The 25861-nt window shown below is 46.5% G+C and carries 24 protein-coding genes; 8 read left to right on the top strand and 16 right to left on the bottom strand.

Features of this window, described 5'->3' with window-relative positions:
- Positions 1-83: 83 nt before the first annotated feature.
- Complete coding sequence (locus tag AAA938_RS01360; protein WP_338226850.1) at positions 84-1226, bottom strand: DUF4221 family protein; 1143 nt, start codon at positions 1224-1226, stop codon at positions 84-86.
- Positions 1227-1455: 229 nt separating this feature from the next.
- Here AAA938_RS01360 and AAA938_RS01355 point away from each other — a divergent pair, with 229 nt between their 5' ends.
- A complete protein-coding gene (locus AAA938_RS01355; RefSeq protein ID WP_338226849.1) occupies positions 1456-1845 on the top strand; it encodes a VOC family protein in 390 nt (129 codons plus the stop codon).
- 43 nt (positions 1846-1888) lie between these two features.
- Positions 1889-2122 (top strand): VF530 family protein, encoded by a 234-nt coding sequence (locus AAA938_RS01350; RefSeq protein ID WP_338226848.1) that lies wholly within the window; start codon positions 1889-1891, stop codon positions 2120-2122.
- A 145-nt stretch (positions 2123-2267) separates the two neighbouring features.
- Here the strand turns inward: AAA938_RS01350 and dnaN are convergent, their stop codons facing one another.
- The 5 genes from dnaN to AAA938_RS01325 form a co-directional block, all read right to left on the bottom strand.
- Positions 2268-3392, bottom strand: coding sequence for a DNA polymerase III subunit beta (gene dnaN / locus AAA938_RS01345; RefSeq protein ID WP_338221078.1), 1125 nt, complete (start codon positions 3390-3392; stop codon positions 2268-2270).
- Between the two features lie 222 nt (positions 3393-3614).
- On the bottom strand, positions 3615-5300 hold the full coding sequence (gldG, locus tag AAA938_RS01340) for a gliding motility-associated ABC transporter substrate-binding protein GldG (RefSeq protein WP_338226847.1): 1686 nt from the start codon (positions 5298-5300) through the stop codon (positions 3615-3617).
- On the bottom strand, positions 5297-6016 hold the full coding sequence (gene gldF / locus AAA938_RS01335; RefSeq protein ID WP_338226846.1) for a gliding motility-associated ABC transporter permease subunit GldF: 720 nt from the start codon (positions 6014-6016) through the stop codon (positions 5297-5299). Before gldF ends, gldG begins: the two co-directional genes overlap by 4 nt.
- Positions 6013-6924: a gliding motility-associated ABC transporter ATP-binding subunit GldA gene (gene gldA, locus AAA938_RS01330; protein WP_338226845.1), complete on the bottom strand. Its 912-nt coding sequence runs from the start codon at positions 6922-6924 to the stop codon at positions 6013-6015. The genes gldF and gldA overlap by 4 nt, the downstream gene beginning before the upstream one ends.
- Before the next feature lie 162 nt (positions 6925-7086).
- Positions 7087-7788, bottom strand: coding sequence for an SDR family oxidoreductase (locus tag AAA938_RS01325; protein ID WP_338226844.1), 702 nt, complete (start codon positions 7786-7788; stop codon positions 7087-7089).
- A gap of 295 nt (positions 7789-8083) precedes the next feature.
- Between AAA938_RS01325 and AAA938_RS01320 the strand changes: the two genes are divergently transcribed.
- Positions 8084-9376, top strand: a complete 1293-nt coding sequence (locus tag AAA938_RS01320) for an amidohydrolase (RefSeq protein ID WP_338226843.1) — start codon at positions 8084-8086, stop codon at positions 9374-9376.
- 168 nt (positions 9377-9544) lie between these two features.
- On the opposite strand, the gene AAA938_RS01315 is transcribed toward AAA938_RS01320, so the two are convergent.
- Both AAA938_RS01315 and AAA938_RS01310 read right to left on the bottom strand, forming a co-directional pair.
- A complete protein-coding gene (locus AAA938_RS01315) occupies positions 9545-9835 on the bottom strand; it encodes a hypothetical protein (protein ID WP_338226842.1) in 291 nt (96 codons plus the stop codon).
- Positions 9836-9845: 10 nt separating this feature from the next.
- Positions 9846-10211, bottom strand: coding sequence for a hypothetical protein (locus AAA938_RS01310; protein ID WP_338226841.1), 366 nt, complete (start codon positions 10209-10211; stop codon positions 9846-9848).
- Between the two features lie 182 nt (positions 10212-10393).
- On the opposite strand from AAA938_RS01310, the gene AAA938_RS01305 reads away from it, so the two are divergent.
- The 3 genes from AAA938_RS01305 (at position 10394) to AAA938_RS01295 (ending at position 13851) form a co-directional block, all read left to right on the top strand.
- Complete coding sequence (locus tag AAA938_RS01305) at positions 10394-11686, top strand: amidohydrolase (protein ID WP_338226840.1); 1293 nt, start codon at positions 10394-10396, stop codon at positions 11684-11686.
- A gap of 433 nt (positions 11687-12119) precedes the next feature.
- Positions 12120-13193, top strand: coding sequence for a hypothetical protein (locus AAA938_RS01300; protein WP_338226839.1), 1074 nt, complete (start codon positions 12120-12122; stop codon positions 13191-13193).
- Complete coding sequence (locus tag AAA938_RS01295) at positions 13141-13851, top strand: hypothetical protein (protein ID WP_338226838.1); 711 nt, start codon at positions 13141-13143, stop codon at positions 13849-13851. Before AAA938_RS01300 ends, AAA938_RS01295 begins: the two co-directional genes overlap by 53 nt.
- A 102-nt stretch (positions 13852-13953) precedes the next feature.
- Here the strand turns inward: AAA938_RS01295 and AAA938_RS01290 are convergent, their stop codons facing one another.
- Together AAA938_RS01290 and AAA938_RS01285 are read right to left on the bottom strand one after the other, a co-directional pair.
- Positions 13954-15051, bottom strand: a complete 1098-nt coding sequence (locus AAA938_RS01290; RefSeq protein ID WP_338226837.1) for a DUF4249 family protein — start codon at positions 15049-15051, stop codon at positions 13954-13956.
- Positions 15044-17461, bottom strand: coding sequence for a TonB-dependent receptor (locus AAA938_RS01285; RefSeq protein WP_338226836.1), 2418 nt, complete (start codon positions 17459-17461; stop codon positions 15044-15046). The genes AAA938_RS01290 and AAA938_RS01285 overlap by 8 nt, the downstream gene beginning before the upstream one ends.
- Before the next feature lie 167 nt (positions 17462-17628).
- On the opposite strand from AAA938_RS01285, the gene AAA938_RS01280 reads away from it, so the two are divergent.
- Positions 17629-18099 (top strand): hypothetical protein, encoded by a 471-nt coding sequence (locus tag AAA938_RS01280; protein ID WP_338226835.1) that lies wholly within the window; start codon positions 17629-17631, stop codon positions 18097-18099.
- A 13-nt stretch (positions 18100-18112) separates the two neighbouring features.
- Here the strand turns inward: AAA938_RS01280 and AAA938_RS01275 are convergent, their stop codons facing one another.
- Positions 18113-18931, bottom strand: a complete 819-nt coding sequence (locus tag AAA938_RS01275; RefSeq protein ID WP_338226834.1) for a purine-nucleoside phosphorylase — start codon at positions 18929-18931, stop codon at positions 18113-18115.
- A gap of 94 nt (positions 18932-19025) precedes the next feature.
- Between AAA938_RS01275 and AAA938_RS01270 the strand changes: the two genes are divergently transcribed.
- Positions 19026-19550: an NADPH-dependent FMN reductase gene (locus tag AAA938_RS01270; protein WP_338226833.1), complete on the top strand. Its 525-nt coding sequence runs from the start codon at positions 19026-19028 to the stop codon at positions 19548-19550.
- A gap of 3 nt (positions 19551-19553) precedes the next feature.
- Here the strand turns inward: AAA938_RS01270 and ftsZ are convergent, their stop codons facing one another.
- The 5 genes from ftsZ to murG all read right to left on the bottom strand — a co-directional run bounded on the left by ftsZ (position 19554) and on the right by murG (position 25853).
- Positions 19554-21176, bottom strand: coding sequence for a cell division protein FtsZ (gene ftsZ, locus AAA938_RS01265; protein WP_338226832.1), 1623 nt, complete (start codon positions 21174-21176; stop codon positions 19554-19556).
- Positions 21177-21280: 104 nt separating this feature from the next.
- Complete coding sequence (gene ftsA, locus AAA938_RS01260; RefSeq protein ID WP_338226831.1) at positions 21281-22606, bottom strand: cell division protein FtsA; 1326 nt, start codon at positions 22604-22606, stop codon at positions 21281-21283.
- A gap of 9 nt (positions 22607-22615) precedes the next feature.
- Complete coding sequence (locus AAA938_RS01255; RefSeq protein ID WP_338226830.1) at positions 22616-23371, bottom strand: cell division protein FtsQ/DivIB; 756 nt, start codon at positions 23369-23371, stop codon at positions 22616-22618.
- On the bottom strand, positions 23368-24774 hold the full coding sequence (gene murC / locus AAA938_RS01250) for a UDP-N-acetylmuramate--L-alanine ligase (RefSeq protein WP_338226829.1): 1407 nt from the start codon (positions 24772-24774) through the stop codon (positions 23368-23370). The genes AAA938_RS01255 and murC overlap by 4 nt, the downstream gene beginning before the upstream one ends.
- Positions 24771-25853, bottom strand: a complete 1083-nt coding sequence (gene murG / locus AAA938_RS01245; RefSeq protein WP_338226971.1) for an undecaprenyldiphospho-muramoylpentapeptide beta-N-acetylglucosaminyltransferase — start codon at positions 25851-25853, stop codon at positions 24771-24773. The genes murC and murG overlap by 4 nt, the downstream gene beginning before the upstream one ends.
- Positions 25854-25861: the final 8 nt, after the last annotated feature.

Genomic DNA, 25861 nt, shown 5'->3' with positions numbered 1-25861 from the left:
CGGATTGAAAATCCTATGATCAAGGTTCAGGATTACAAATCCTGAACAGCTTGAGGCATTTCTATGATCAGAAAACACTTTTCTTACCTCAATTCAATCAACTCAAACTGCATCTCCTCTTCCCTGTTTTCCGGATTATTGGGGTGCTGCAAGGATAAGTAAAGTCCCTTTTTCCCAACAAAAACATTGTCCGGATGATACTTCCCGGGTTCAAATTTTCTCTCGGTGATCACTTTCAAATCCGAGTCCAAAACCATCACCACAAATGGTCCCAAAGCATTTCCCTGACTTCTGATATCGGCAATGCTAGCTTCCGGAAGAGTGGGAAAGGCAATCCGATAGTAAACCTCCCTGTAGGGGTCATACAAAATCGAACCATATCTGCTCGAAGCAAAGGCATAGTTTTGATATTCCTCAGAAACTGCGTCAGGTTTGAAATTCGGCATCGTTTGGTCCAAAAATTCACTTCCTGCTTCCACCGATTTCAAGGTGGAGTCAAAGGAAGATGCATAGTAAAGCTTATGATCACCAAACAGGGAATAGACCACCTTATCCTCTCCCTGGGCTCTGCTAAAATCAATACTTTTTAACCCTGAGCCCAGGTAATCTTGGGGGAAATAATGATTGAAATACTGAGTTTCCCCGGTTTCCAGATTTATTTGATAGCCGAAAGTATTGTTAGATAAAATCTCCTGAGTAAGCTCCCGCATATTTTGAGGAAACCGATGATTAACTGCGAGTTTGGATCCTTCCAAAACCGGCGGAGAGGTCATATAGCCATTATGCACGAAAGCTGAACCCGCACCATCCGGTACTTGATACTTGAACTTCTTCAACAATTCCCCTTCAATATTTGCCAAGTAAAACGAGGATCCAAAAGGGGGATTAAACAGGAAAATACTATCCAAGCTTTGTACATGGAATCCAAACAGTCCTCCCACTCCGTTGGGGCCTTCCTGATCAAATTGGAGGGTTTTGATTTTTTCTCCAGTAGAAAAATCAAAGATCTGTAAGATATTTCCATCCATTTTTAGATTAAAAAAGTATTCCTTCCCATCACTCAAATGATATTGGTAGGAATAGCTCACGTTAGACGTAGAATCATCCAATTGAAGAGCAACAATCTCTCCAGTTGGAAAAAGCTCTTTGGCTTGGTCAATGGATTCAGATTTGTTTTGACATTGGAGAAAAAGAAATCCCAGAATAAGTGCAAGTAAAAGTCTCATAAACTAATTTTTTACTAAAGTAACTCTGGAGGATAAAACACCAAAAATCAATCTCATCTTTTCGCTGAGAAATTATATTTTTAATCTTAACACCACTTTCACCTCCATAATCGGTCAACTTGAAGGGCCTGAATAACTCAAAAACACCGGAAAAATTCTTTTTTTCGAACTCATTAATGGGATTTAATCTTTTCTCATCAGAATCTCATCTTCCAAATTAATTAGATCTATGCATCAGCAGCTGGGCCAAATTACCTTGCTCGTCAATGATTATGACGAAGCAATCCATTATTACACAAAGACCTTAGGCTTTGAGCTTCTTGAGGACTCCAAAATGAGTGAGACCAAGCGTTGGGTGAGGGTGACGCCTCCGGGGTCCACTTGCCATTTGCTTTTAGCCAAAGCCGCCAATGAGACTCAGGAAAAGCAAATCGGTTTTCAGGCAGGTGGACGCGTTTTTCTGTTTCTTTACACAGACGATTTCTACCGAGATTATGAAAACTACCGCTCCAAAGGGGTGGAATTTATCCGCGAACCAGCCCAAGAGCCTTATGGAATAGTCTCTGTTTTCAGGGATTTGTATGGAAATCTTTGGGATTTGATCCAGCCTGTTCAATAACCAATTAGTATTAACTTTAAACCATTCACTATACGACTTCCCCTTGGAACATCAACCCAACAACCCTCTTCATGGCCAAAGACTTGATACCATCTTGGAACAATTGGTCACACACTATGGCTGGGAAGAACTTGGAGAGCGAATCCCCATCCGCTGCTTTACCCATAATCCCTCGATCAAATCCAGTCTTACTTTTCTTCGAAAAACCCCTTGGGCGAGAGAGCGTGTGGAAGGTTTATTTTTGAAGATGATGAGGGATTCTAAAAAGAGCCTTTGAAGTTTTTTTTAGATCTCAAAAAACTATAAGCCTTAATCAAGCTCTTCGAGGTTTTTGGAAACCTCAAATTATATCCCTTAACCAATAAAAAGCCCGATTCCGCAAATGCAGAACCGGGCTTTTGATTTATGGTTTGTGGTTATGGTTATACGTAATTGTTGAGCATCACAGGCATCACGAGCATCAGAATATCCTCGTTTGGATCCTGCTCTACAGGAAGAATTAATCCGGCACGATTCGGAGCAGAAAACTTCAGGCTGACTTCTTTGCAGCTCAGGTTGTTCAGCATTTCCACCAAAAACTTGGCATTGAATCCGATTTCGATATCCTCTCCATCATGATCGCAAGACAGTCGCTCATTGGCTTCGTTGGAAAAGTCCAAATCCTCCGCTGAGATCATCAGCTCACTTCCAGTCAATTTCAGCCTTACCTGATGGGTCGTCTTGTTCGCATAGATGGCAATTCGTCTCAAAGAGCTGAGCAATTCCATCCGGTCAATGGTCATCATATTCGGATTGTCCACCGGAATGACATTTTCATAGTCCGGGAATCGCTCGTCGATCAGTCGGCAGATCATTTTGATCTGACCAAACTTGAAATACGCATTGCTTTGGTTGAATTCTACCGAAACAGGTACATTCTCAGATGGCAAAGTGGACTTTAGCAGGTTCAGTGCCTTCCTTGGGATAATCAGACTTGCAGGGCTTCCGGAGGCCACATCCACCCTTCTGTAACGGATCAGTCGGTGACCGTCTGTAGCTACAAAGGTGGTATTGGTTGCACTCAGATTGATATATACCCCGGTCATCGCAGGACGAAGCTCATCGGAAGAAGTAGCAAAAATGGTATTGGAAATGGCTGAGGAAAGCACTTCAGTGGACATATCTACCGTGGTGGCATTGCTTACGGTAGGGATTTTTGGGAAGTCGGTCGCATTTTCTCCCGCCAATCGGTAACGCCCGTTGTCAGAGCTGATCTCCACCGCATAGGTATCGTGATCAATGCTGAAGGTCACCGGCTGCTCCGGAAGGTTTTTCAGAGTTTCGATCAGGATTTTTGCCGGCACGGCAATATTCCCATCCTCCTTGGCCTCCACATGAATCTGGGTGATCATGGAAGTTTGCAAGTCAGAAGCAGTGATGGTAAGCTCGGAATCTTTGATTTCGAAGAGAAAATTTTCCAAAATCGGAACAACCGGGTTGGTAGTCACGACGCCGTTGATGGACGTCAGCTGCTTCAGCAAGGCAGAGGAGGAAACAATGAATTTCATATCTTTTTGATTGTCTTTTAGTTGTCAAACAAACTGTCTCTCAGGACAGGAAATCATCTCACAATTGAAATAGCCTAAACTGAAAGTGCATTATTTCAACTGTAGGAGAACTTGGATTTACATTTTTAACCAATGGGGTAAATTTATAAATAAAATGCTAATTCGGCGGATTGGCTTTTGCTTTCCGTCAAAAAACTTGTGAAGTCTAAAACAGACATCCTCTTACGCTTTGCGACTGTATTGTTTTTTGCGGAAAAAAAGGATAATCCCACCCAGAATCAAGACCACTCCTATCGGACCTCCGATGTTGATCACTTGCCAGAAAGTCCCCTGCTCCTTGACCTTCAGCCGGTCCAAAGGCCGAATCTGAAGGGTGCGGGTTCGGGCCGAAATGATTCCCTCCGGATCGGTTAGGTATTGAGCCAAATTGAGCAGCAATTGCTTGTTGGCAAAGGTAGTCTGGGCAAAAGGATCTTCTCCCAAGGGAAGGGGCTGATTTCCTCCCAAGTCTAGCTGGCTTTGAAAAAGAGAACCATCTCCGAAAACTACCACTTTGCCTCTCCCGGATTCCAAGAAGGATTGTCCGGAAAATTCTTCCGGGAGAAACCTATTTTTGAACACCGAGGTAAACTCCCCTTCGAGCAAATATCCCAAAGGAAGATTGCTTACCGTAAACTCCTCCATTACAGGAGCTTGCTGCATATCCGAGAGAGCCACACGGCTTGGGGCTGGCAGGATTTTTCCCTTTTCTGAACCGAAAATCAGTGGAGTCTTTTTCACCCCATCGGCCTTGACTGTGTCCAGGCTGCTGACAAATCTGAAATTCACCTGATCCAAACCCTTGGTGATGGGATGCGGAGCCATTCTTCCCGCATTGAAAAAGTAGGGCCAAGGCAGTGGAATCATCTGCTCCTGATTGCCGAAATTCCCTCCCATGATGGGGAGATAGGAGAAGTTCAAGTCCTGAATCAAGTCTTTGTTTATACGGATTCCGTAGCGGAAAAGCAGTCGGTCCAGTTCATTTTCCAGGGGAAATGAAAGCGTGCCCTCTCCCCCAGCTTCATCGAGATTGACATCCACTCCTTCGGCTGCCACGACCAGATTTCCTCCGCCGAGGACATATTGATCCAGGAGAAAAAGCTCCCGCTCGGTGTAGGAGGATTTGGGGCCCAAAACCAGAACCATCCCAAAAGAACTCAGGTCGCTTGGGCTTTTTGCCTGATCCAAAGGCACTTTGAAGACTTCATACTGCCCATCCAAGGCCTCTACCACTCCAAAACCCTCATCTTCGGAAAGCTCTCCATGACCGATCACCAAGGCCACAGCCTTGCTCTGAGGATCAATCAGCTTTCGAATGGCATTGCTGAGCTCGTATTCGAGGTTTTCTATGGAAAAATTTAGAATCTGATCGGGAGACATCCCACGCTCGCCCTTCAGAATCAGTGCCCCGACTTCGTACTCTTCATCACTCACCAAAATGCCCGGAAAAATCAACTGAGCCTGCTGACCGGAATTTTGATTGACAAATAAATTGGTGGGATTGATGCCATAATCTGCCAAGCTGTAGATAAAATCTTCCTTCAGGGAATCTGTGACGGATAATGGGTCAAAATAGTCTACCGTGATTTTCTCACTCGCGTAGGCATTGAAAGTCCGCACAGTCTCCTCCATGGACTTTTGCAGCCTTCTCATCCCTCCGGGAAGGTCATCGGCAGTCAGCAAAATATCGACATGGATCGGGCGATCGAGATTTTCGAGCATTTCCACCGTGGCAGGATGAAGGCTATACCTCTTCTCCTCCGTCAGGTCCAGTCTGAACTTCACTAGCTGCCCTGCAAAAAACAGCAAGACAAAGCCTCCCAAAAGTAGGAGAATAGACAGGGCCCTATGGTTCTTTGTCCTTTTCATTTGCTTCGCAAAACCAAAACTGAACCGCCCAAAAACAACCAAATCATTCCCAAAAGGAAAAACAAATCTCTGCTGTCTATCACTCCCCGCCCCAAGCTTGCATAATGATAACTCAGGCTGAATTCCTCCACCCAATAGGCGGCCTCACCCGAAAGAATATCCCCCAAAGCAGTGAATCCAAAATACAGGGAAAAACAGAGAAAAACGCCCAAAACGAAGGCCACCACCTGCTGGGAAGTCAGCGAACTGGCAAACAAACCCACCGCGGCAAAAGTCGCCCCGATCATCAGCAAACCAATCCAGCTTCCAAAAAATCCCGCCCAATCCAAATTGCCGGGAGGATCTCCCAATTGGGCGATGGAATAGGCATAAAGCAAAGTAGGAACCATTGCCAGAAACACCAGCACGAGCAAAGCCATGTATTTGGTCCAAACTATCTGGAACACCGAAAGCGGAGAAGTTCGCAGCAACTCCCAAGTACCGATTCTTCTCTCTTCAGCAATCATCCGCATGGATAAGGCCGGAATCAAAAACGTAAATACATAGGGAGTGTAGCTAAACAAAGCTTCCAAATCAGCAAAACCATACTCCAAAACCGAGCTTTCCGGAAAAACCCAAACGATCAACCCAAGAGAGACCAGAAACAATACCAACACCAGATAGCCGGTCAGGCTTCCAAAAAAGGCATTGATTTCTTTGAAAAAGAGACTTTTCATGGGGCTTGGGTGATTTCTCGGAAAAGGGTTTCCAAATTCTTTTTGCCCTGATTCAGGCTGATCAGATTGAGATTTCGAGAGGCAATGATCTGCATCAGAGCCTTTCGGACTTCATTGGCCTCAGGCACGGAGAGAATCAATTCCTTGGTTCCTTTGGGGCCAAATTTCACTTCTCCCAGAGATTCAAACCAGCTCAATTCCAGCGCTTCTTCTGTTTCCAAAGTCAATTCTACGGCAGTAGCCTTTCCTCTTAATTCAGACAAAGGGCTCGCTGCCAAAATTTTTCCGCGATTGATGATCACCACATCCTGGCAAATAGCCTCCACCTCCTGAAGGATATGAGTGGAAAAGATCAGGGTTTTGTCAGCTGCGATTTCCTGAATCAGCGCACGGATTTCCACCAGCTGATTGGGATCGAGGCCTGTGGTGGGTTCGTCCAGGATTACGACCTGAGGATCATGAATGAGTGCTCTCGCCAAACCTACCCGCTGACGATACCCTTTGGATAGCTGCCCGATTTTCTTGTGCTGCTCAGGTTGAAGACCTGTTTTTCGGATGAGTTCATCTACTCTTTGACGGATGGCAGCGGACTTCATCCCGTAGATACCTCCCGAAAACTCCAGAAATTCCCGGACATACAGATCCAGATAAATTGGATTATGTTCGGGTAAGTAGCCGATTCGAGAACTCACCTTTTTGGGGTTTTCTAGGGCATTTTCTCCCAAGACTTTCACCTCTCCGGAATCCGCGGCGAGATAGCCGGTGATGATTTTCATGGTGGTGGATTTCCCTGCCCCGTTAGGACCGAGAAAGCCCAAAATTCTCCCTGGCTCTGCCGAAAAACTGACGGCATCGAGAACCTTTTGGGAACCATAAACCTTAGTGAGTTGGGAGACTTGGAGTGACATAAAAAGAAGGACCAAAGAGAAAATTACCCGCATGGCAGGGGCAAAATCCCCTTTGGTCAGGTCTAGGGCAAAAATAGATAATGAGGCCGGAAAGGCAAGGGATTCAGTGGTAGGTTTTTCAGTTTGCAGTGGTCAGTGGTCAGTAGGCAGTCTGCCCACTGCCTACTGCTTCTTCCCCTTCGGTCTCAGCGGACGGCATTCCACATCGGCTACAAAGTAATTGGGGTGGGTTTCCAAAGTCTGCACAATCGTCAAGGCCACATCCTGAGGACGCATCATGTTTTCATGGGCACTCATCCCAGGGATACCGTCAAAGAAATTGGTCTGCACAGAACCCGGATAGATGGTAGAAACCTTAATTCCATAATCCCGCAATTCCATATACATAGAATGGGAAATTCCCCTCACGGCATGCTTGGTGCCCACATAGCCTGCAAAATTAGCAACTCCATTCAGTCCGGCGATAGAGGCGACATTTAGAATATGCCCTTCATCTGCAGCTTTCATGGCAGGAATCAGTCGCTTGCTGACATAAAATATCCCGTGCACATTGGTATCAAACATGGACTTCCAATCCGCAGAACTCATTTCTTCAAAAGGTCCAGCCACTCCAAAACCGGCATTGTTCACCAAAATTCGGATATCTGCACCCAACTTGGCAATAGTGGCCTGATAGGCAACTTCCACGCTGCTTTCATTTGAGACATCGCAGGTGAAAAAGTGGAAATTAGCATGCTGAAAATCCGGCTGAGTTCGTCCCCAACCCGCGACAACAGTTCCTTTTTCTACCAAAAGCTTCACCAATTCCAGCCCGATTCCCTTGCTGACTCCGGTGACTACGGCGATTTTATTTTTCAATTCCATTGTGTTTTATTTTTCGTGTTTACTACCAATAAATTCAAAGACACCTCTCTATTAAAGAAGAAGTTTGAGCGTCGAAATAAGCAAACTCCCCCTTTTCTAAAGGAGGTTAGGGGGATTTTGATTTCGTAAAAACCTTTTTCAGATTTTGAATAATCTTCTATTTAAAGCGAAATCAAGTCCAAAAGTTCTCCAACACCTCTTTTTATCCGAAAGGTCAAGGATTTTAGCTTCGCTTGGGCTAATTTTCCAAAACACCCAAAAAAGCCCCAAAGACCTTCATCAACCTTACATTATTATGCGAAAACTTATCATCCCCTTACTTCTGATTAGCGGAACGGCGTTTGGCCAAAGCAAACTCCGCCCCAGCATCGATCAAAAAGCCGCTTCCATCGAATCCAAAGTAATCGAATGGAGACGGGACATTCACCAAAATCCTGAATTGGGCAACAACGAAGTCAGAACAGCCAAAAAAGTAGCCGATCACCTTCGTTCCTTGGGAATTGAAGTCACCGAAGGAATGGCCGTGACCGGAGTGGTGGGTGTATTGAAAGGCGGAAAGCCTGGCCCGATGGTCGCTCTGAGAGCTGATATGGACGCCCTACCCGTGACTGAGCGCGTGGATTTGCCTTTCAAATCAACCGTCACTACCACCTACAACGGACAAGAAACCGGAGTCATGCATGCCTGCGGACACGATACGCACGTGGCCATTCTAATGGGAGTGGCGGAAGTCTTGGCAGGAATGAGAGATCAGTTGGAAGGTTCGGTGAAGTTCATTTTCCAGCCGGCTGAGGAAGGAATCTATGAACCCGGAGTCACCACTTGGGGAGCCAAGCAATTGGTGGAAGAAGGCGTAATGAAGGATGTGGATGCGATTTTCGGCTTGCATATTTCCTCTCAGACTGAGGTTGGGAAAATCGGCTATCGCTCAGGTCCCGCCCAAGCTGCCGTGGATAATCTGGAAATCATCGTTCATGGCACTCAGGCCCATGGAGCTTCTCCTTGGTCTGGAGTCGATCCAATTGTGACTGCATCCCAGATTGTGACCGGTTTGCAGACGATCCTTTCCAGAAGTGTCAATATCACCCAAAATCCTGCCGTGGTAACTGTAGGAGCCATTCACGGAGGTATTCGTCACAACATCATCCCTGAAAAGGTGGAAATGATCGGTACCATCCGAACCTTCGGAGACGAGCAGCAGGCCTTGGTGCACAAGCGCATCACGGAGATCGCCACGAATATCGCCGAAAGTGCCGGGGCAAGAGCAGAGGTAAATATCCAAAAACTCTATCCCTCCACCGTGAATGATCCTGACTTGACCTCCAAAATGGTCGCCTCCATGGAAGCAGCAGCCGGAAAAGACAACATCAATTACAATCCTCCGGTGACAGGTGCTGAGGATTTCAGCTTTTATCAGCGGGAAAAGCCGGGGCTATTTATCGGCTTGGGAGGGATGAAAAAAGGAGGAGACCCGACCAAAACTCCCTCTCACCATACACCAGATTTCTACATCGACGAGGGAGGATTTGTGCTGGGCATGCGTGTGCTGAGCTACTTTGTGGTGGATTATATGGGGATGAAGAAGTAGTTTCTAGCCAATGGTCCACAGACGACAGTCCAAGGCTTCTTCCTAATTCATTGTTTAAAACCGGGACGAATAAAATAAACCACAGAGGCACATAGAAAACATAGCCCAATTAACTATGTGATCCTGTGTGTCTATGTGGTTACTTTTTCATTCAAAGGGTAGTTGAAGCTATTCATTCGCTACATGAATAACTTTTCCCTGCTCGTCGAAAGAAATTTCAATTCCGTCTGAGGAGCCAAAGGGAGCCTTATATTGAAAAGTTGATTCAGCCTCTACCCTACTTCCAATGACTAGGTTTTTCTCCTCGGGCTGTCCCATAATTTGGATCACTTTTTCGGCAGTCATCCCCAAACGGACTTGTTTGGCATTTTGATGGTTTCGTCTGAGTTCAACCTGATCATATTGAAACCAAGCAACTAACGCCAGAACAAAGATTAAAATGACATATCGGATTTTCATAAAACTCTGATTAATAGAAAAACTTCGCGCAAAACTCCATCTGACTTCCCATTCCTCCTTCTGTCTTCAGGACCATCGGATCTCCATACCAATCCCCTTTGTAAATCAGGCTATCATAATTTCCCGGAAAGAGCATAACCTGGAAATTCGGATGAATTCCCAACTTGACCGTGTCCACCAATTCCCCGGTAAGGCAGAGTTCGGCATGATAGATTTTATTTCGATTGGGAGAATCAATGACCAACGTGTCTAGACTTTCTGCATTAGAATTCTTTAACAACGAGATACATTTTTCTTCAGACCCCATTCCGCAAGAGGTCAAAAACAGCAAAATCCCAATCCAAAAAAGAAAAAGAGAATAAAATTGATTGCTCATAAAACAAGTATTAATTAGTTAAAATTAGGGATAAAAATTTCCCCGTCTTTTTAAAAACTGCATTGATTTGATAAAATTAGTTAAAAGCCACACCGCCAACTCTTTTCCCAAACGCTTTAAATAGCTGAGATTGCCTTTATCTTTAAGGACAGTTTTATCCACCCATCTTACACAATTGACCCATGAAAAAGCTCCTATTTCCCCTTCTCTTTCTATCCGCATCTTCTTTTGCCCAATCCCAACTCCGACCTCAAATCGATCAGGGTGCCGATGCCATCGAATCCAAAGTGATCGAATGGAGAAGGGATTTCCATCAGCATCCTGAACTGGGAAATAAGGAATTCCGCACTGCCAAAATCGTGGCAGATCATCTCCGTTCCCTTGGCATGGAAGTTACCGAGCAGGTGGCTGTCACCGGTGTGGTCGGCGTACTCAAAGGAGGCAAACCCGGTCCAATGGTCGCCCTTCGGGCAGATATGGATGCCCTTCCTGTGACCGAACGCAATGATCTTCCCTTCAAGTCGGTCAATACCGCCACCTACAACGGACAGGAAACTGGTGTGATGCATGCCTGCGGACATGATTCCCACGTGGCGATTTTGATGGGAGTAGCTGAAGTCTTGGCTGGAATGAAAGATCAGCTGGAAGGCTCGGTGAAGTTTATCTTCCAACCCGCCGAAGAGGGAATCTATGAACCGGGTGTCACTTCCTTTGGGGCCAAGCAAATGGTCGAAGAAGGGGTGATGAAGGACGTGGATGCGATTTTTGGCCTGCACATTTGGGCGCAATTGGAGGCGGGGAAAGTTGGCTATCGATCAGGCCCTTTCTTGGCAGCTGTGGACAATCTGGATGTGACCATCACCGGAACTCAGGCGCATGGCGCCTCACCCTGGTCGAGTGTGGACCCGATCGTGACGGCCTCCCAAGCCATCATGGGACTTCAAACCATCCTTTCCAGAAGTGTCAATATCACCCAAAACCCTGCAGTAGTTACCGTAGGAGCGATTCATGGCGGTATCCGTCACAACATCATTCCTGAGAAAGTAGAACTAATCGGCACCATCCGAACCTTCGGAGACGAGCAACAGGCTTTGGTGCATCGAAGAATCACAGAAATCATCACCAATATTGCCGAAAGCGCAGGAGCCAAAGCTGATGTGAACATCGGAAAGCTCTACCCCTCCACAGTAAACGATCCCGACCTGACTTCCAAAGCCATTCCCTCCATGGTAGCAGCCGCCGGGGAAGGCAATGTGGTAGTCATGGACCCTGTGACAGGTGCGGAAGATTTCAGCTTTTTCCAGCGTGAAAAACCCGGTTTCTTTATCATGCTGGGGGGAATGAAACAAGGATTAGACCCTGCAAAAGTTCCCTCCCACCATACTCCGGATTTTCATATCGAGGAAGACGGATTCAAGCTGGGAGTAAGAACACTCAGCTACTTTGTAGTGGACTATATGGGGATGAAAAAGTAGTTTCCGATCAACGTTCGACTGACAACAGTCCATAGTTTCTTTCTATTTGATTGTTTAAAACTGGGACGAATAAAATAAACCACATAGCCACATAGAAAACATAGCCCAATAAACTATGTGAACCTATGTGCCTATGTGGTTTTATCCTTTTTCACATTGAAACCCGAAGGGGTATCCTAATACACTAGCCATCAAGGTGGAGATAAAGCGAGATGCAAGTTGTGGGATTTTCCAAGGGTTAAATTAATTTGAAAATTTTTAAACTAATTAAACAGGATCTTCGTGAAAACTGAAAAAAATGATTTAAGTTTTTTTTGAAGAAATCTGATTTTATGAATGGGTTTGAATTTGTTAGAGAAGAGTTGTTAAAAATAGGTTTCTCCTTGAACTGCGAAAGCATCCAGGTTAAAAAAGGGAATTGTCTTCTCTATCTATGAATCGAATTATCATTTTGGTATTGCTACCATGTGTATTGTCTTGCAGCAGCCCTTCTATACAAGAACAACCCGTATCCAATTTATCTCCCGTTTCCTTGGAAATCAATCAATTTGACTTGGTGGAGTTTCCTCATATTCCATTTAGTGGCGTGATTGATAAATGGAAAATCGGGGAGAGCGGTTTTACAATTCTTTCTAAATCTACCTTGTATCATTATGCAGATCCCGATCAAAAACCTATGATTTTTGATTCGAAGGTCTTTTTGGAACTGCAGGGATGTGTAATAACTGATTTCGCAATCGCTGGCTCAAAACTTTACCTTCTTTGCGAGGGAAAGGGCACAGCTCACCGTTTTGATTTGGTCACCCAATCTTTTGAAACCACCTTTGACCTGGGGGTAGATGCCTCTAGGTTAGCCGTTTTTCAGGATCGGTTATTTCTATATCAGCCACCCAATACACTGAACAGGGATACTACGTTTAATTTTCACCTCTTGACTTTTCCCCTAGACAGCCCTGAGAAAATCCAAAAATACCTCAGCTACCCTGCCTCCCCAACTGATTCTTACTCCTTCAATGTGTTGACCAATCAATCGCTGGCGAATACTGAGAATGAGGTGATTTTTTCCCGAATAGGAAATGACACCTTGATCAGATTCAATCGGAAAGGGGAATGGGTTGGGTCTGAGCTTTTGCAAGTTCTCCCCACAGGAGAAGGGCTGCAAGCAGGAGTAGGCCTGGATCCCGAGCAAATTTACTTTCCCTTGTATTTGTCCCAATCGGAGGATTGGAGATGGTACTCTTTGGTCAAAAATTCCAGCTTACAGACATTGATTCATCATTTGCCGACCGGAAAAAAATCATTGGTCAATAAAGTTATATTATCCAACGGTGTTCAGTTGCCATTTCTTGGACAGGAATACAAAGAGGATGTATATCTCTTATTGACCGAAGAGGCCTTCATCGAGTTTAACACAAACGAAACTTATCCTGAACCCTTCCTAAAACTCAAAAATTATGAGACACCATTTTTATTCCTTCGTGTTCCTCTTTCTGAGCTACCTGCCTAGTTATTCGCAATCTCAAGTGTCTCCTTCCAAAAAAGTCCTGGTTGCAAGCGGCGATCTTAAGGAAGGGAATTTCGAATTACACAGATTCGATGGCGATGGAGAGCGAAATACGAGCGCTGCTTCGGGTCCGGGTTTTGTAAGTACGGGAGGAACTCTCTCGGAGATATTTTCCGAATTGTGGCCGGAGGTAGAGTTTAAGATCAGTCGCAAATTTGGAGAAGAGCTCTACACCCTGCGAATCAATACTTCGACTCCCCTAGACCAGTCAGTTTTGGATCAAATCTGGAAACAATTAGATCAGCGTCCTGAATTTGTCACGAGCCAAACTTCCCAATCCCAAATGGGAAACTGTCTTCAAATTACATCTCAGGATCAACTGGACAAGTTTCTGTATACCCCGAAAAATGGAGTACTCAAAAAAAATGAGTCCAACAAATCACGAATCATTTTGGAGGGATACACCTTGGAGGAGCTTGCAGAAAAACTAAGTAAGGAAAAGAGACTGGGGCGTTTCTATACTGAGAAGGCAAAAAGTGCAAAGGTATATTCCTTTACATTGGACGGAAGTTCGCTGGATGTATTGCGTAACGGATTGCAAAGCTATGGAATAGCGCTTCAATCCTGCAATCGCGCAATTTTTATTTATGAGATGAAATGATTTTGTTCTCATAAGATCATTTTTGTGAAAAAAATATTTCCTTTTAAAAGGAGAAAGTATGATTTTATCTGGTTTTCAACACTTTACCAATCATTGCACTACTCACTCATCAAACCACCACTCGGGAAACTGACTTGTACTACTGGGAAAAGCGCTGCAGGTCAGACAGGTAGGCAAATACTGATCTCTTCTTTTTCCGGGAATATATTCACAGGCTTTTTCCACAAAAAAAGGCACATCCGCTGCCGTAGTGAATATTCGCGTCACCCGGGACCGCGCCACCTCAAAGTAGCCCAAGACTACCTCATCGGGATCATTGACATTGTATAGGTTGCCCCGGACAGGTGCGGGAGGTGAGTCAAACACCGAACCCGTATTGTTGACCACCTCTCGGATTTGCGTCCAATACCGATACGCATCCTCCGTGATACTCAGCTGCTGCACATTGAAATAATGTCGACTCAAAAAGGACTGGTCCACCCCTCTCTGAGCCACTACCCGTGTGGATTTGCCTCCGGGGTTGTTTAGCAAGTCTCCATTGACCAAGGTAATCCGCTCAGGATCGGGAAAATCAAAGACAATACAATTTGGCGGAGGGGTATTGAATGGATTTGGGAAAAAAGTCAAATCCCAGAAATAGGCTTCATCCACGGCCCATCGCAGATAATAGCCCCCGACTTCCTCAGGCAGGGTAGCTTCCGTGCGGATGACCACCTGCGCCGCATCCGGATTGTCCTCATCACGGGTTCGTTCAAAGGAAAAACTCAGGGAATCCGATCCCACTACGGTGGGCATGATCTGAGGCACAGAGCGGTAAGTCTCTCCTCCCACATTGATCTGCAGAAAAAATTCCATCCCCTGCTCAGGAGCAAATCTCCCTCTCAATTCATACTCTCCTGGTCTCACTTCCCGGAATGGAAAACCGTTACCGGACCTGCTTTCTACCACAAAGACCTGTGCATTTCTCACCGGGCGAGGCCGGTCATTCAGGGTAAAAAATCCATCCTGAAAAAGGGGTTGACGCGCCTGAGAAGTGGTCTCATAGAGTAACACCGTATGCGGTCCTTCCAAATCGGTAAACAATCCGCTGACGATCAGCCGCTCCGTTTCCGGCTTTTCCAAGGGAAAATTGATCTGATCCACGCAGGAAATCAATCCCAAGAGAAGCACCCAAAAGAACGTTCTTATCTTTCTAATCATTACTACCTCCAAACTGAATACTGTAAGAAATCGAAGGGAAAATTGCCCCCAAAATAGCCAAGCGATACGGCTTCAACTGCTGGGAATCCGAGTCTTTCTGCCAAAAGACCGAATAGGCATTTCTCCTCCCCAGCAAATTGTAAATGCTGAAATTCAAGCTGTCTCCCTTTTTGGAAAAGACCTTTTCCACGGTGTAGGACACATCTACCCGGAAATAATCAGGAATCCGATATTGATTCCTCGCCGAGTAGTCCGGCACCACCAAGCCTCCTCCCAAAAGGTAGGATGCCGTGACCGCACTGACCGGCCTTCCGGTGGAATAATTCACCGAGAAATTGAATAAGCCCCGGGGATACATCTTGCGACTGAGAATAAAATTCACCTCATGCGGCTTGTCATAGTTGGAAGGAAACCATTCGTTTTGGTTGATCTGCTCGGGCTCAAACTCGCTTTGGGAGCGAAAAAAAGACCTGCTGTAGGTGTAGGCAAGCCAACCTGTCACCACGCCCAGATTTTTCTTGATCATAAATTCTGCCCCATAGGCCTTCCCTTCCCCAAAGACCAGCTCGGTCTCGATATGGGGATTGAGGAAAATATTGGCAAAATCCCGGTACTCGACCTGGTTTTCTCCAATTCGGTAAAAGGCATCAAGCGAATATTCCCATTTGTTGTCTGAGGAGTTTTTGAAGATTCCCAGGGAAAAATTATCCGAGCGCTGAGGGGCAATGTAGCTGGTGCTCAGCTGCCAAAGGTCAATCGGCGTTGGTCCAAAGGTGTTGGAAATAGACTGCACATACTGAAAAAGCCGGACATAGCTCAGCTTGACCGAGGTGGTGGAATTGAGGTTTTGACGAAGGGAAAACCGGGGTTCTAAACCAGCGTAGGAAGCGATTTTTCCTTCCGGGAATACTTCCTGCCCGGTGATGTTTTCCACGGTGATGGGTCCATTGGGATTGTACTGATAGACCGTGTCCGGCCCTCTTTGTGAATAAGTCGAATAACGGAGTCCAGCCACAAATCCGGTGGACTCTCCGAGTTCATATTCCACACTCAAAAACCCGGATACTTCCCAGCCTTTTTCCTTGCCGATTTGCTCTGTGGCAACACTGGACTCGGCGCCGAAGGGTTCCAATCGTTCCGGTTTGCCTTGGTAATTAATGGCTTCCATTCCCCCGGTAATTGCGATTTGATCATTAGCCCAGGTGGCGGAAAGTTTTCCCTGCTGATAGCGCATGCCATTTTCCACACGGGCAGCCCCGACACCCTCCGGGTCAATAAATGCATTGGTAAAATCCCCATCAGCCAGCAGGGCATTGAGGGAAATATTTTCTCCCCAAATCCCCCGGTAGCGAAGTGAACTCACCCGGTTGGTCCAGTCGTAACCAAACTGATCGGAAAACAAAAACTCATCCCCAGTCAGCAAGGTATTGGCCTCAAGGGTATGTCCTTGGGCGATTTTCCAGTTCAAGCCCAAGTACCCATCGTAGAAATTGAGCCGACTGTTTTGCAAGTCAATATCCCGAGCCTGATTGAGCAGCCAGTTGACATTGGAGATTCTTCCTCCTGCGATGATACTGACCTTATCCTTTGCCAAAGGGCCTTCCAGAAGGATTTTCCCGTTGGAAGTACCCACTCCGATCTGCCCTTTCCAGGAATTCATATCTCCGGGACGCATCAGGATATTCAAGGCAGAACCCGAGCGACCGCCCAGATTTGCTGGAAGATTTCCTTTGTAAAGGGTAAACGTCTCCGTCACATCGGTATTGAATGCCGAGAGAAAACCCAGGGCATGGTTGGAACTCAGGACCAGGGCTTCATTCATCAAAATCAGGTTCTGATCTGTTTTGGCACCCCGAACATTGATCCCCGAAGTGCCCTCTCCCACAGAGGAAACCCCGGGCAAGAGCTGAAGACCTTTGAAAATATCGGCCTCTCCGAGAAAAGCCGGAATGGCTCTGAGCTCCTGAGTGGTCAGTTTGGTGATTCCGGTGATGGCTTCCCTCACATTCCGGTCCGGCTGATCGGACATGACGACCACCCCTTCCAATTCAAAGTTTTTCTCGGTCATCTCCAAATTGATCACTCCGTTTTCGTAGAGGTCCACCTGGGTGGGGATGGGGATATAAGAAATGTGACGAAAGGTAACCTTGTGGGTGCCCGGGGTGAGTGTGAGGTAGTAGAAACCAAACTTGTCCGTGCTGACTCCGGAATATAACCCGTCCACATGTACCCCAACTCCGGCGAGTGGCTCACCTGTGGATTTCACCAAAATTTTCCCTGTCAAAACGTAGTTGGAAGCTGGATTTCTCTGATTTTTGCCAAATACATAAACTTGAGACTCTTCCTGCGCGAGAAGAGGAAGGCTGACTAAAAAACAAAACAAAAAGAGAAAACTAGAGATTAAGCGCATCAAGTAAAAGAATCGGGTAATTGGTCAAGAAAGTTTTAAAAATGCAAAACGATTTGGGTTTTTCCTTCGTTTTTTTGACCAAAGTCCGCAATCCTGACTTTAACCGAAACCCAATATCCTATCGATTCCAGAGCAAAACTCAGAACCCTTTCAAATCGAATAAAGCCATGAAACGAATCCTTCTTTCTTTCCTGATTCTGATCCCTTTCCTTTCCGGATGCAAAGAAGAAGAAACTCCTGAGGTCGATGCGTTTATCTTCGGTCAATGGGAGTTTTTCTGTGAGGGCAATTGCATGCAGTTTTACAAACTGGACCAAGGTCGGCTTTTCATTGACAACCTAAACACATTTCGGGACGCTCCTGTGATCACCTATAAGGCCTCTCCCTTGGATTCGAGGTTTCTTTCTCAAGCGGAGCAGCTGCGGGCTGTATTCCCGGAAAATTATCTCCGTCCACTAGGAAATGACTTTGTAGCCTGTCCAAATTGCATCGAGGAAGGGGCTTATTATTTGGCCTTTGAGAATCAAACCGGTGTGCTTTGGTGGCAGGTAGGGAAAAACCCTGCCCTTTGGCCAGCAGAAATCCGACCATTTATGGAGCTACTGGTAAAGACTCTGGATGAGCTCCCTAAAGAGTAAACGGGATTTTCGATCACATCTGTGCTATCAACTCCCGCATAATCAGACTCATGATGGGCTCGGCTTTGGCAGCGGCATCAAGGACGTCCTGAATGGAAATCTTATGGATTTTGCCCGGCACTCCCAAATCAGTGATTGCAGACATGCCAAAGACCTCGATGCCCATTTGCCGGGCCACCAATACCTCGGGGACTGTACTCATCCCCACTGCATCTGCACCGATCGTACGGATATAAATGTACTCTGCAGGGGTTTCCAGATTTGGGCCTTCTACCCCGGCATACACTCCCTTATGTAGCCGAAAGCCATTTTTCTCTCCTATCTCCAATGCCAACTGGGTCAGCTTCGGAGAATAGGCATCGCTCATATCGGGGAATCTTGGACCCAACTCCTCGTAGTTGATACCTCTTAGGGGATTTTCAGGAAAAAGATTGATATGGTCATTGATAATCATCACGTCCCCCACAGCCTGTGCAGGATTCAAGCCTCCACAAGCATTGGATACCAAAAGAGTTTTTACTCCCAAAAACTTCATCACCCGAACAGGAAAAGTCACCTGCTTCATCGAATAGCCCTCATAGTAGTGAAAGCGGCCTTTCATAGCTACTACTTTCTTTCCTGAAAGGGTTCCAAAGACCAATTTCCCAGAATGGCTTTCCACGGTCGAAAGCGGAAAATGAGGAATATCCTTGTAATCCAACTCTAAGTCCACTTTGATTTGGTTTCCCAAATTGCCCAGTCCAGTCCCCAAGATGATCCCCAAAGGAACACTTTCGGGGTATTTGGATTTGATAAATGCTTCGGCTTCTTTGATCTGCTGTAGGTAATCCATGGTAGTTTAAAATAAGGCCCAAAGATAGGTTTTTGTTTGGGCTTGAGAACTTTTAGCCCGACTTGCTTGTATAGTGAGGTGTAATTTGAAATCCATGGTCAAGATCATCGTCGGAACCAACCGAAAGAACTCCGTATCCAAAATCATCGCAGAAATATTCCAGGGAATTTTAGCCGAAAAAGGTGCTGAATCAGAAATTCTAGAGCTGGAGCATTTGCCGGCAGATTTCACTGCCACGGCACTTTATGAAAACAATGGGAAAAATCCGGACTTCAATTCCTTTCATGACCGAGTCAAGGAAGGGAAGAAATACGTATTCATCGTTCCTGAGTACAATGGGTCTTTTCCCGGAATCCTAAAAACCTTCATCGATGGGATGACTTATCCCAATACCTTCCGGAATAAAAAATGTGCCCTTATCGGGCTTTCATCAGGTATCGGCGGAGGTGGCATCGCTTTGAGCCACCTCACCGACATCTTTCATTATTTGGGTATGCACGTTCTTGCTCTCAAGCCGAAGCTCGCCAAAATAGAGCAAAATATGTCAGATAACCTGCTCACCAACAGGCTGTATGTCGAACTGCTGCACACCCAGGCAGACATGCTACTGGAGTTTTAACCCTCAGTCCACATTGTCATGCAAGAATCTGTTGTTGCCGAGAATTTCGTTCTCGTCGCTCAGATTGTACTTGCTGATTTCAGCTTCTGAGCTATGCTTAGGTTCATTGAGCACGACATTCTTACGCTGATAGGCCGGCACTTCCAATTTCTCCTTCAATTCTTCAGGAGTTGGGTTGAAAGAACGCTTGCCTTTCAGCTTTTCAAAACGCTCATGAGCTCTCTGAATCGCCTTTTGCTTCATTTGCTCGTAGTAATCATTGGCAAAAAGCTGGGGAACAGGCTCTGATTCTTCAGGGACTTTCACTTCTTTCTTTTCAGCCTCCTCTTCATAGAGATCATGAATTACTTTATCGGAAGGCTCTTCTTCATGAGCTTCTTCCTGCACAGGCTTGAACTCGAAGGTAAACTCTTCTTCTTTTTCCGGCTGGGTTGGCTGAACCGGAGCTACCGGAGCCTTGGGAAAGCTGAAGGAAAAGCTGGTGCCAGACACCGGTTCTTCTTTTACTTTTTCGCTCTTTCCTGAATCTAAGTTGATGACTGTTTTCACAGAATCTTCATCCTCTACCACAGGCTTGGTCACCGGATTTGCGAAAGCAGAAACAGGGGCCACAAATTCTTTCTTGGAAGGCTTGTCAGAAAGCTTGTCCATTTCAAATCCTGTAGCAATGACAGTCACACGGATGGCTTTGCCCAATTCCTGATCGATACCCTGACCAAAGATCACTTCGGCATTGTCACCTGCTTTCTCCTGAATGTATTCTGTGATTTCGGAAAGCTCGTCCATGGACAGTTCTTCCTCTTCGCCGGACATGATGGAAAGGAGGATTTTCTGAGCTCCTTTGATGTCCACATTATTAAGCAAAGGAGAAGAAATGGCTGCACCGGCTGCACGGATAGCACGGCCTTCGCCCTCTTCGGTAGAGGAACCCATTACGGCAGCTCCTGCATCTTTCATGACGGTCTTCACATCTTCAAAGTCCACGTTGACATCCTGATGCACGGTGATGATTTCTGCAATAGACTTGGCCGCTGTGGTCAAAATATCGTCTGCCTTGCTGAATGCCGTACGTATAGCAAGATTGCCGTAGATTTCTCTCAGCTTGTCATTGAGAATGACCAAGACGGTATCGCAGTTTTCACGAAGCGCTTCGATACCTGCCTGGGCTACTGCCATCTTCTTTTTCCCTTCAAACATGAAAGGAGCGGTGACAATACCCACAGTGAGGATATTCAATTCTTTGGCGATTTTGGCTACTACGGGAGCAGCTCCTGTGCCAGTGCCTCCACCCATACCTGCGGTAATGAATACCATCTTGGTATTGTCGGAGAGCAATTCCCGGATTTCATCCTGAGATTCGATAGCGGCGCTTTTTCCCTGCTCGGGATTGGCACCTGCACCTAGGCCTTCGGTCAGGTTGGCACCCAACTGCAGGCGAAGAGGAACCGGAGAGGACTTCAGTGCCTGCGCGTCTGTATTGACCACGACAAACTCCACATCCTTGATTCCTTGGCTGTACATGTGGTTGACGGCATTGCTACCTCCTCCACCTACGCCAATTACTTTGATAATTGACTTTTGATTTTTTGGTAAATCAAATCTGTAATCTTTCATGTTATCTGACATATTTTAGGTTTGGTGAAAATTTCTATTGTTAGTGTGTTTTTAGTGAGAAAGGGAAAACAAGGGAAATAATCCGCAAGGCCGATTATCTCCCCCAATCATAAGCCCTAGTTGTTATAGTTATAGTTGTCATCATCGCCGATATCGGCAGAGATGATGTTTTTTATTTTATTGCTGATACTAGTAAAGAAGCTGTTGGAAATGATCTCCCGCTTCTGCATGATTTTGGGCTTTTGCCCACTGTTGGCTTTTCTTCGGTTGTATTCGTCTTCCCGGTTGTCCAAAGACTTGAATCCAGCCAAGACCAATCCTACCGAAGTCGCATACATCGGACTCTTGATCTCTTCGATGACCGACTTACCCAAGTGCTCATTAGGGTAGCCGATTCGGGTATCGAGTCCGGTTTTGTATTCGAAGAGCTGAGAGATGTATTGCATCTGCGAGCCACCCCCGGTGAGGACGATACCACCGGCGAGCTTCTTGTAATAGCCGCTTTGCATGATCTCGTTTTGCACGATTTCGATAATTTCTTCCAGGCGAGCTTCGATGATGGAAGCCAGGTTGTAGACGGAGATTTCCTTTGGCGGTCTGCCTCTGAGGCCAGGAATAGACACGATTTCATTGGTGTTGGCTTCCTTGGCAATAGCCTTGCCAAATCGAGTCTTGAGCAATTCTGCCTGATTTTGCATCAGCATGCAGCCTTCCTTGATATCGGAGGTGATGATGTTTCCTCCAAGAGGAATCACCGCGGTGTGACGGATGATGTTTTCGTAGAAAATGGCGATATCCGTAGTCCCACCACCGATGTCTACCAAGCAAACTCCCGCCTCTTTTTCATCGTCGCTAAGCACGGCAAGAGAACTTGCCAAAGGCTCAAGGATGAGCTGACTGGAGATGAGGTTGGCCCGCTTCACGCATTTGTTGATGTTGTGAATAGCGGTAGTCTGCGCTGTGATGATGTGGAAATCCGCCTCCAAGCGAGTGCCTGCCATACCTACGGGATCTTTGATTCCTCCCTCGTAGTCCACAGTGTAATCTTGGGGCATTACGTGTATGATGCTGTTTCCGGGTGGGACCACGATGTTGTGCATATCCGCTGACAGACGCTGCACATCCTCGATAGTAATTTCATCTTCTGTGGGCTGTCGCATGATACTGCCATGCATGATTTTGCTTTGGATATGCTGCCCGGCGATCCCTACGATCACCTCTGCGATATCCACATCGGCCATATCGGAGCAGTCTTGGACTGCCTTCTCAATGGCATGAATGGTCTTCTCGATGTTGGTGACAATACCGCGTTCGACACCGTCGGATACGGATTTGCCCATACCCAAGACTTCGAGTTTGCCGAACTCATTTTTTCGCCCGATGATGGCGCAGATCTTGGTCGTCCCAATGTCAAGACCTACTATAAGTTTATCGTTTTCCATAGCCAAGGTTTATTCACAAACAATCTGATTCTTAAATTTTACACTTATCCGATCGTAGGCATTCCAGCCTTTTCTCGGAAGTATTTCTTGATAAAGCACCTCAATTCGGTGGAATTTGCTTTCGATATCAAAGCCGTCACCGAACTCAATCACCTGCTTTCCCACTTGCTGATGCAGTCGGATATCATTTCGCTTTCGGATTTCCAGCTCGGTGATCTGAGCATTCCAAAACTCATCCCGGGTGATATATTCAATAAGTGGCATCAATTCAGGCATCCCCTCCAGACTTCCCTGATTCATCAATTGCTCCGCAAAATCTCCCTCCAAAATCAAGACCCGGCTCGTGTAGCTAGGGGAGGTAGGAATGATCAATCCATCCGTGGTGATATACCCGTCAGCAGCCATAGGCCTTGCAATCCGGGCAATGGGTTCATGCTGCTCGATCTCTACCTTCAGAATCCCCTTTTGGCCTACCGAGGCCTCAGCCTTCTTGATAAAGGGATGCCCCATCAGCCTTTTCTCTACCTGAGCGAGAGGGATTTGTGTTGCTGGAAGACCGGGTTTCAGTTCAGGAAAGGAGGTCTCTATCAGCGTGGCGATTTCCTTTTCCTCCACGAAATAGACTCCGCTGACTGCTTCCAAGTCAATCTCCACTTGCTGAAAGGTTTTTTCCTGTCCTTTCTTTTCCACAAAGCCGATAAAGCCTACCCAAATGACTGCCAGGGAGACTAAAGCGCCTGCTTTTTTCACTCTTTTCCAGTTCATTGTTCTTTGAGTATAGCCCTTGACTTTTCCCATGCTGCAATACCCGGCACCAGCCGGTCAATATCTCCAGCACCCATAGTCACCAAGACCTCGGGTTGGGATTCCTTCAGGTATTCCATCACCTGATCTTTCTTAATCAATATTTTTTTCCCAGCCTTTATTCCCTCCAACAGCATCTCCGAAGTGACCCCGGCAATCGGCAATTCCCGAGCTGGATAGATGTCCAAAAGGACCACCTCGTCAGCCAGAGAAAGACTCTCTGAAAATCCATCAGCAAAGTCCCGGGTGCGGGTATACAGGTGAGGTTGGAAAATCACCGTCAATCTCTGCATCGGATACATGGCTCTCACTGAGCTCAGGCAGGCCTTGATTTCTTCTGGATGATGGGCATAGTCATCGATATACACTTTTCCCTCCTCCGTAGAGTGAATCTCAAATCTCCGCTTGACCCCCCGGAAGGATTTGATTCCCTCTTTGATTTGCTCGGGAGTCACCCCATGGTCAACGGCGATGGCGATGGCCGCGAGGGCATTTTCCACATTGTGAAATCCGGGAATATGCAGCTCCAAGCCGTTGATTTGGGCCTTTGGCCCGATGTAGTCAAACTGGAAAATTCCCGGCTTGGCAATTACGTTTTCGGCATGAATACCATTGGAGCGAAGGCCATATTCCCGCTGGGTAGCCTTGGCATCCAATTCTTCTCCCAAGCGGAATAGCGCATGAGATTGGATATAGAGCTTGCCCCGCTTATCCACGAGTCGGATAAAATCCCGGAATCCTTCGAGGATAGTGGCTTCATCCCCATAGATATCCAAATGATCCGGATCTGCACTGGTCACTACCGCTTCATTGGGGTGAAGCCGCAAGAAGGAACGGTCAAACTCATCCGCTTCAACCACGACGAGTACCTGCTCCTTCGTCTTGCCGGGTAGGATCAGGTTGCTTTGATAGTTTTGGGTGATTCCTCCCAAAAATGCCGCTACCGGCTTTCCTGCCGATTTCAACAGGTGTGCTACCAAAGAAGAGGTACTGGTCTTGCCATGAGTACCAGCCACGGCGATGGTGTAGAAGTCTTTGGTAATCATCCCCAAGACTTCTGATCTTTTCTTAAGGGTATAATGAGTTTGGAAGAAATTGAGCAGAACACTGTCTCTCGGGATTGCCGGAGTCCAGACTACCAAAACCTCGTCGGGATTGGAAGTGAAATCCACAGGCAGGGTATCCACTCGATCCTCATAAGAAATGAGCATACCCTCGCCTTCCAGCTCCTCAGTCAAAGGAGAAGGAGTCTTGTCGTATCCTGCTACCGGATAGCCTTCATGCCGAAACCACCGGGCCAAAGCACTCATGCCAATGCCTCCGATTCCGAGAAAGTACACCTTATTTATCCCTTTGAATGTCATGCGACGAGTTTTTCCAATTCTTCCACAATAACCTTTGCCGCTTCCGGCTTGGCCAGTTTTTTCATATTTGTTCCCAGGGTCAGCATGAGCTCTGGGTTAATCATCAGTTCATCTACTTTTTCCTTCAGCAGACCTACTGCGGCTTTATCTTCCAAGAGTACGGCTGCATCATTCCTCACATAGGCCATCGCATTTTTGGTCTGATGGTCTTCTGCCACATTGGGAGAGGGAATGAAGATCACCGGCTTTCCTACCAGGCTCAATTCAGACACAGAAAGTGCACCCGCACGGGACACGATCACATCGGCCGCTGCATAAGCCATATCCATCTCCCGGATAAATTCTCTCAGCTCGATATGCTTCAACCCTGAGGAATTCAGCTCCTCCTGCATGGCTTTGAAATAGAACTTCCCGCTTTGCCAGAGCACCTGATACCCGGCTTTTTCCAGCTTAGCCATGTCCTTGAGTACAGCCTGATTTAGTGTCCTTGCACCGAGAGATCCTCCCAAAACCAGGATTGTCTTTCGTCCTTCCTCCAATCCGAAATGGGCCAGAGCATTCTCTCTTTTTCCTGACAAATCCAGAATGTCCTTTCTCACCGGATTTCCGGTCACTTTGATTTTGGAAGCTGGGAAAAAGGCTTCCATTCCGGGGTAGGCCACACAGATGGATTTTGCCTTTTTGGCCAAAAGCTTATTGGTCAGACCTGCGTAGGAGTTTTGCTCCTGTAGCAAAGTGGGAATACCCTTGTTTTGCGCAGCATAAAGCACCGGCCCGCTTGCATATCCTCCGACTCCTACTACTGCATCCGGCTTGAATTCCTTCACGATGCCTGAGGCAATTCGGAGGCTTTTCAGCAGCTTGAAAGGAAAGCTGAGATTGTCCAAAGTGAGACTTCTCTGCAATCCCGCTACGGGCAAACCTTTGATGGGATAGCCAGCTTCGGGGACTTTTTGCATCTCCATTTTTCCCAAAGCACCGACAAAAAGGATCTCGCTGCCGGGATGCTTTTCCATCCAGGCATTGGCGATGGCGATCGCAGGATAGATATGTCCACCTGTGCCTCCTCCGCTGATCAGTATCCGAT

The sequence above is a fragment of the Algoriphagus taiwanensis genome, assembly GCF_036245645.1.
GTDB classification, from domain to species: domain Bacteria; phylum Bacteroidota; class Bacteroidia; order Cytophagales; family Cyclobacteriaceae; genus Algoriphagus; species Algoriphagus taiwanensis.
The sequence above is the reverse complement of the archived record's forward strand: the minus strand, read 5'-3'. Positions and strand labels throughout refer to the sequence as shown.

What these genes read in the sequence shown, in the direction of transcription:
- AAA938_RS01360 (WP_338226850.1), bottom strand. Translation starts at nt 1,226, where the DNA reads ATGAGACTTTTACTTGCACTTATTCTGGGATTTCTTTTTCTCCAATGT.
- AAA938_RS01355 (WP_338226849.1), top strand. Translation starts at nt 1,456, where the DNA reads ATGCATCAGCAGCTGGGCCAAATTACCTTGCTCGTCAATGATTATGAC.
- dnaN (WP_338221078.1), bottom strand. Translation starts at nt 3,392, where the DNA reads ATGAAATTCATTGTTTCCTCCTCTGCCTTGCTGAAGCAGCTGACGTCC.
- gldG (WP_338226847.1), bottom strand. Translation starts at nt 5,300, where the DNA reads ATGAAAAGGACAAAGAACCATAGGGCCCTGTCTATTCTCCTACTTTTG.
- gldF (WP_338226846.1), bottom strand. Translation starts at nt 6,016, where the DNA reads ATGAAAAGTCTCTTTTTCAAAGAAATCAATGCCTTTTTTGGAAGCCTG.
- gldA (WP_338226845.1), bottom strand. Translation starts at nt 6,924, where the DNA reads ATGTCACTCCAAGTCTCCCAACTCACTAAGGTTTATGGTTCCCAAAAG.
- AAA938_RS01325 (WP_338226844.1), bottom strand. Translation starts at nt 7,788, where the DNA reads ATGGAATTGAAAAATAAAATCGCCGTAGTCACCGGAGTCAGCAAGGGA.
- AAA938_RS01320 (WP_338226843.1), top strand. Translation starts at nt 8,084, where the DNA reads ATGCGAAAACTTATCATCCCCTTACTTCTGATTAGCGGAACGGCGTTT.
- AAA938_RS01315 (WP_338226842.1), bottom strand. Translation starts at nt 9,835, where the DNA reads ATGAAAATCCGATATGTCATTTTAATCTTTGTTCTGGCGTTAGTTGCT.
- AAA938_RS01310 (WP_338226841.1), bottom strand. Translation starts at nt 10,211, where the DNA reads ATGAGCAATCAATTTTATTCTCTTTTTCTTTTTTGGATTGGGATTTTG.
- AAA938_RS01305 (WP_338226840.1), top strand. Translation starts at nt 10,394, where the DNA reads ATGAAAAAGCTCCTATTTCCCCTTCTCTTTCTATCCGCATCTTCTTTT.
- AAA938_RS01300 (WP_338226839.1), top strand. Translation starts at nt 12,120, where the DNA reads ATGAATCGAATTATCATTTTGGTATTGCTACCATGTGTATTGTCTTGC.
- AAA938_RS01295 (WP_338226838.1), top strand. Translation starts at nt 13,141, where the DNA reads ATGAGACACCATTTTTATTCCTTCGTGTTCCTCTTTCTGAGCTACCTG.
- AAA938_RS01290 (WP_338226837.1), bottom strand. Translation starts at nt 15,051, where the DNA reads ATGATTAGAAAGATAAGAACGTTCTTTTGGGTGCTTCTCTTGGGATTG.
- AAA938_RS01285 (WP_338226836.1), bottom strand. Translation starts at nt 17,461, where the DNA reads ATGCGCTTAATCTCTAGTTTTCTCTTTTTGTTTTGTTTTTTAGTCAGC.
- AAA938_RS01280 (WP_338226835.1), top strand. Translation starts at nt 17,629, where the DNA reads ATGAAACGAATCCTTCTTTCTTTCCTGATTCTGATCCCTTTCCTTTCC.
- AAA938_RS01275 (WP_338226834.1), bottom strand. Translation starts at nt 18,931, where the DNA reads ATGGATTACCTACAGCAGATCAAAGAAGCCGAAGCATTTATCAAATCC.
- AAA938_RS01270 (WP_338226833.1), top strand. Translation starts at nt 19,026, where the DNA reads ATGGTCAAGATCATCGTCGGAACCAACCGAAAGAACTCCGTATCCAAA.
- ftsZ (WP_338226832.1), bottom strand. Translation starts at nt 21,176, where the DNA reads ATGTCAGATAACATGAAAGATTACAGATTTGATTTACCAAAAAATCAA.
- ftsA (WP_338226831.1), bottom strand. Translation starts at nt 22,606, where the DNA reads ATGGAAAACGATAAACTTATAGTAGGTCTTGACATTGGGACGACCAAG.
- AAA938_RS01255 (WP_338226830.1), bottom strand. Translation starts at nt 23,371, where the DNA reads ATGAACTGGAAAAGAGTGAAAAAAGCAGGCGCTTTAGTCTCCCTGGCA.
- murC (WP_338226829.1), bottom strand. Translation starts at nt 24,774, where the DNA reads ATGACATTCAAAGGGATAAATAAGGTGTACTTTCTCGGAATCGGAGGC.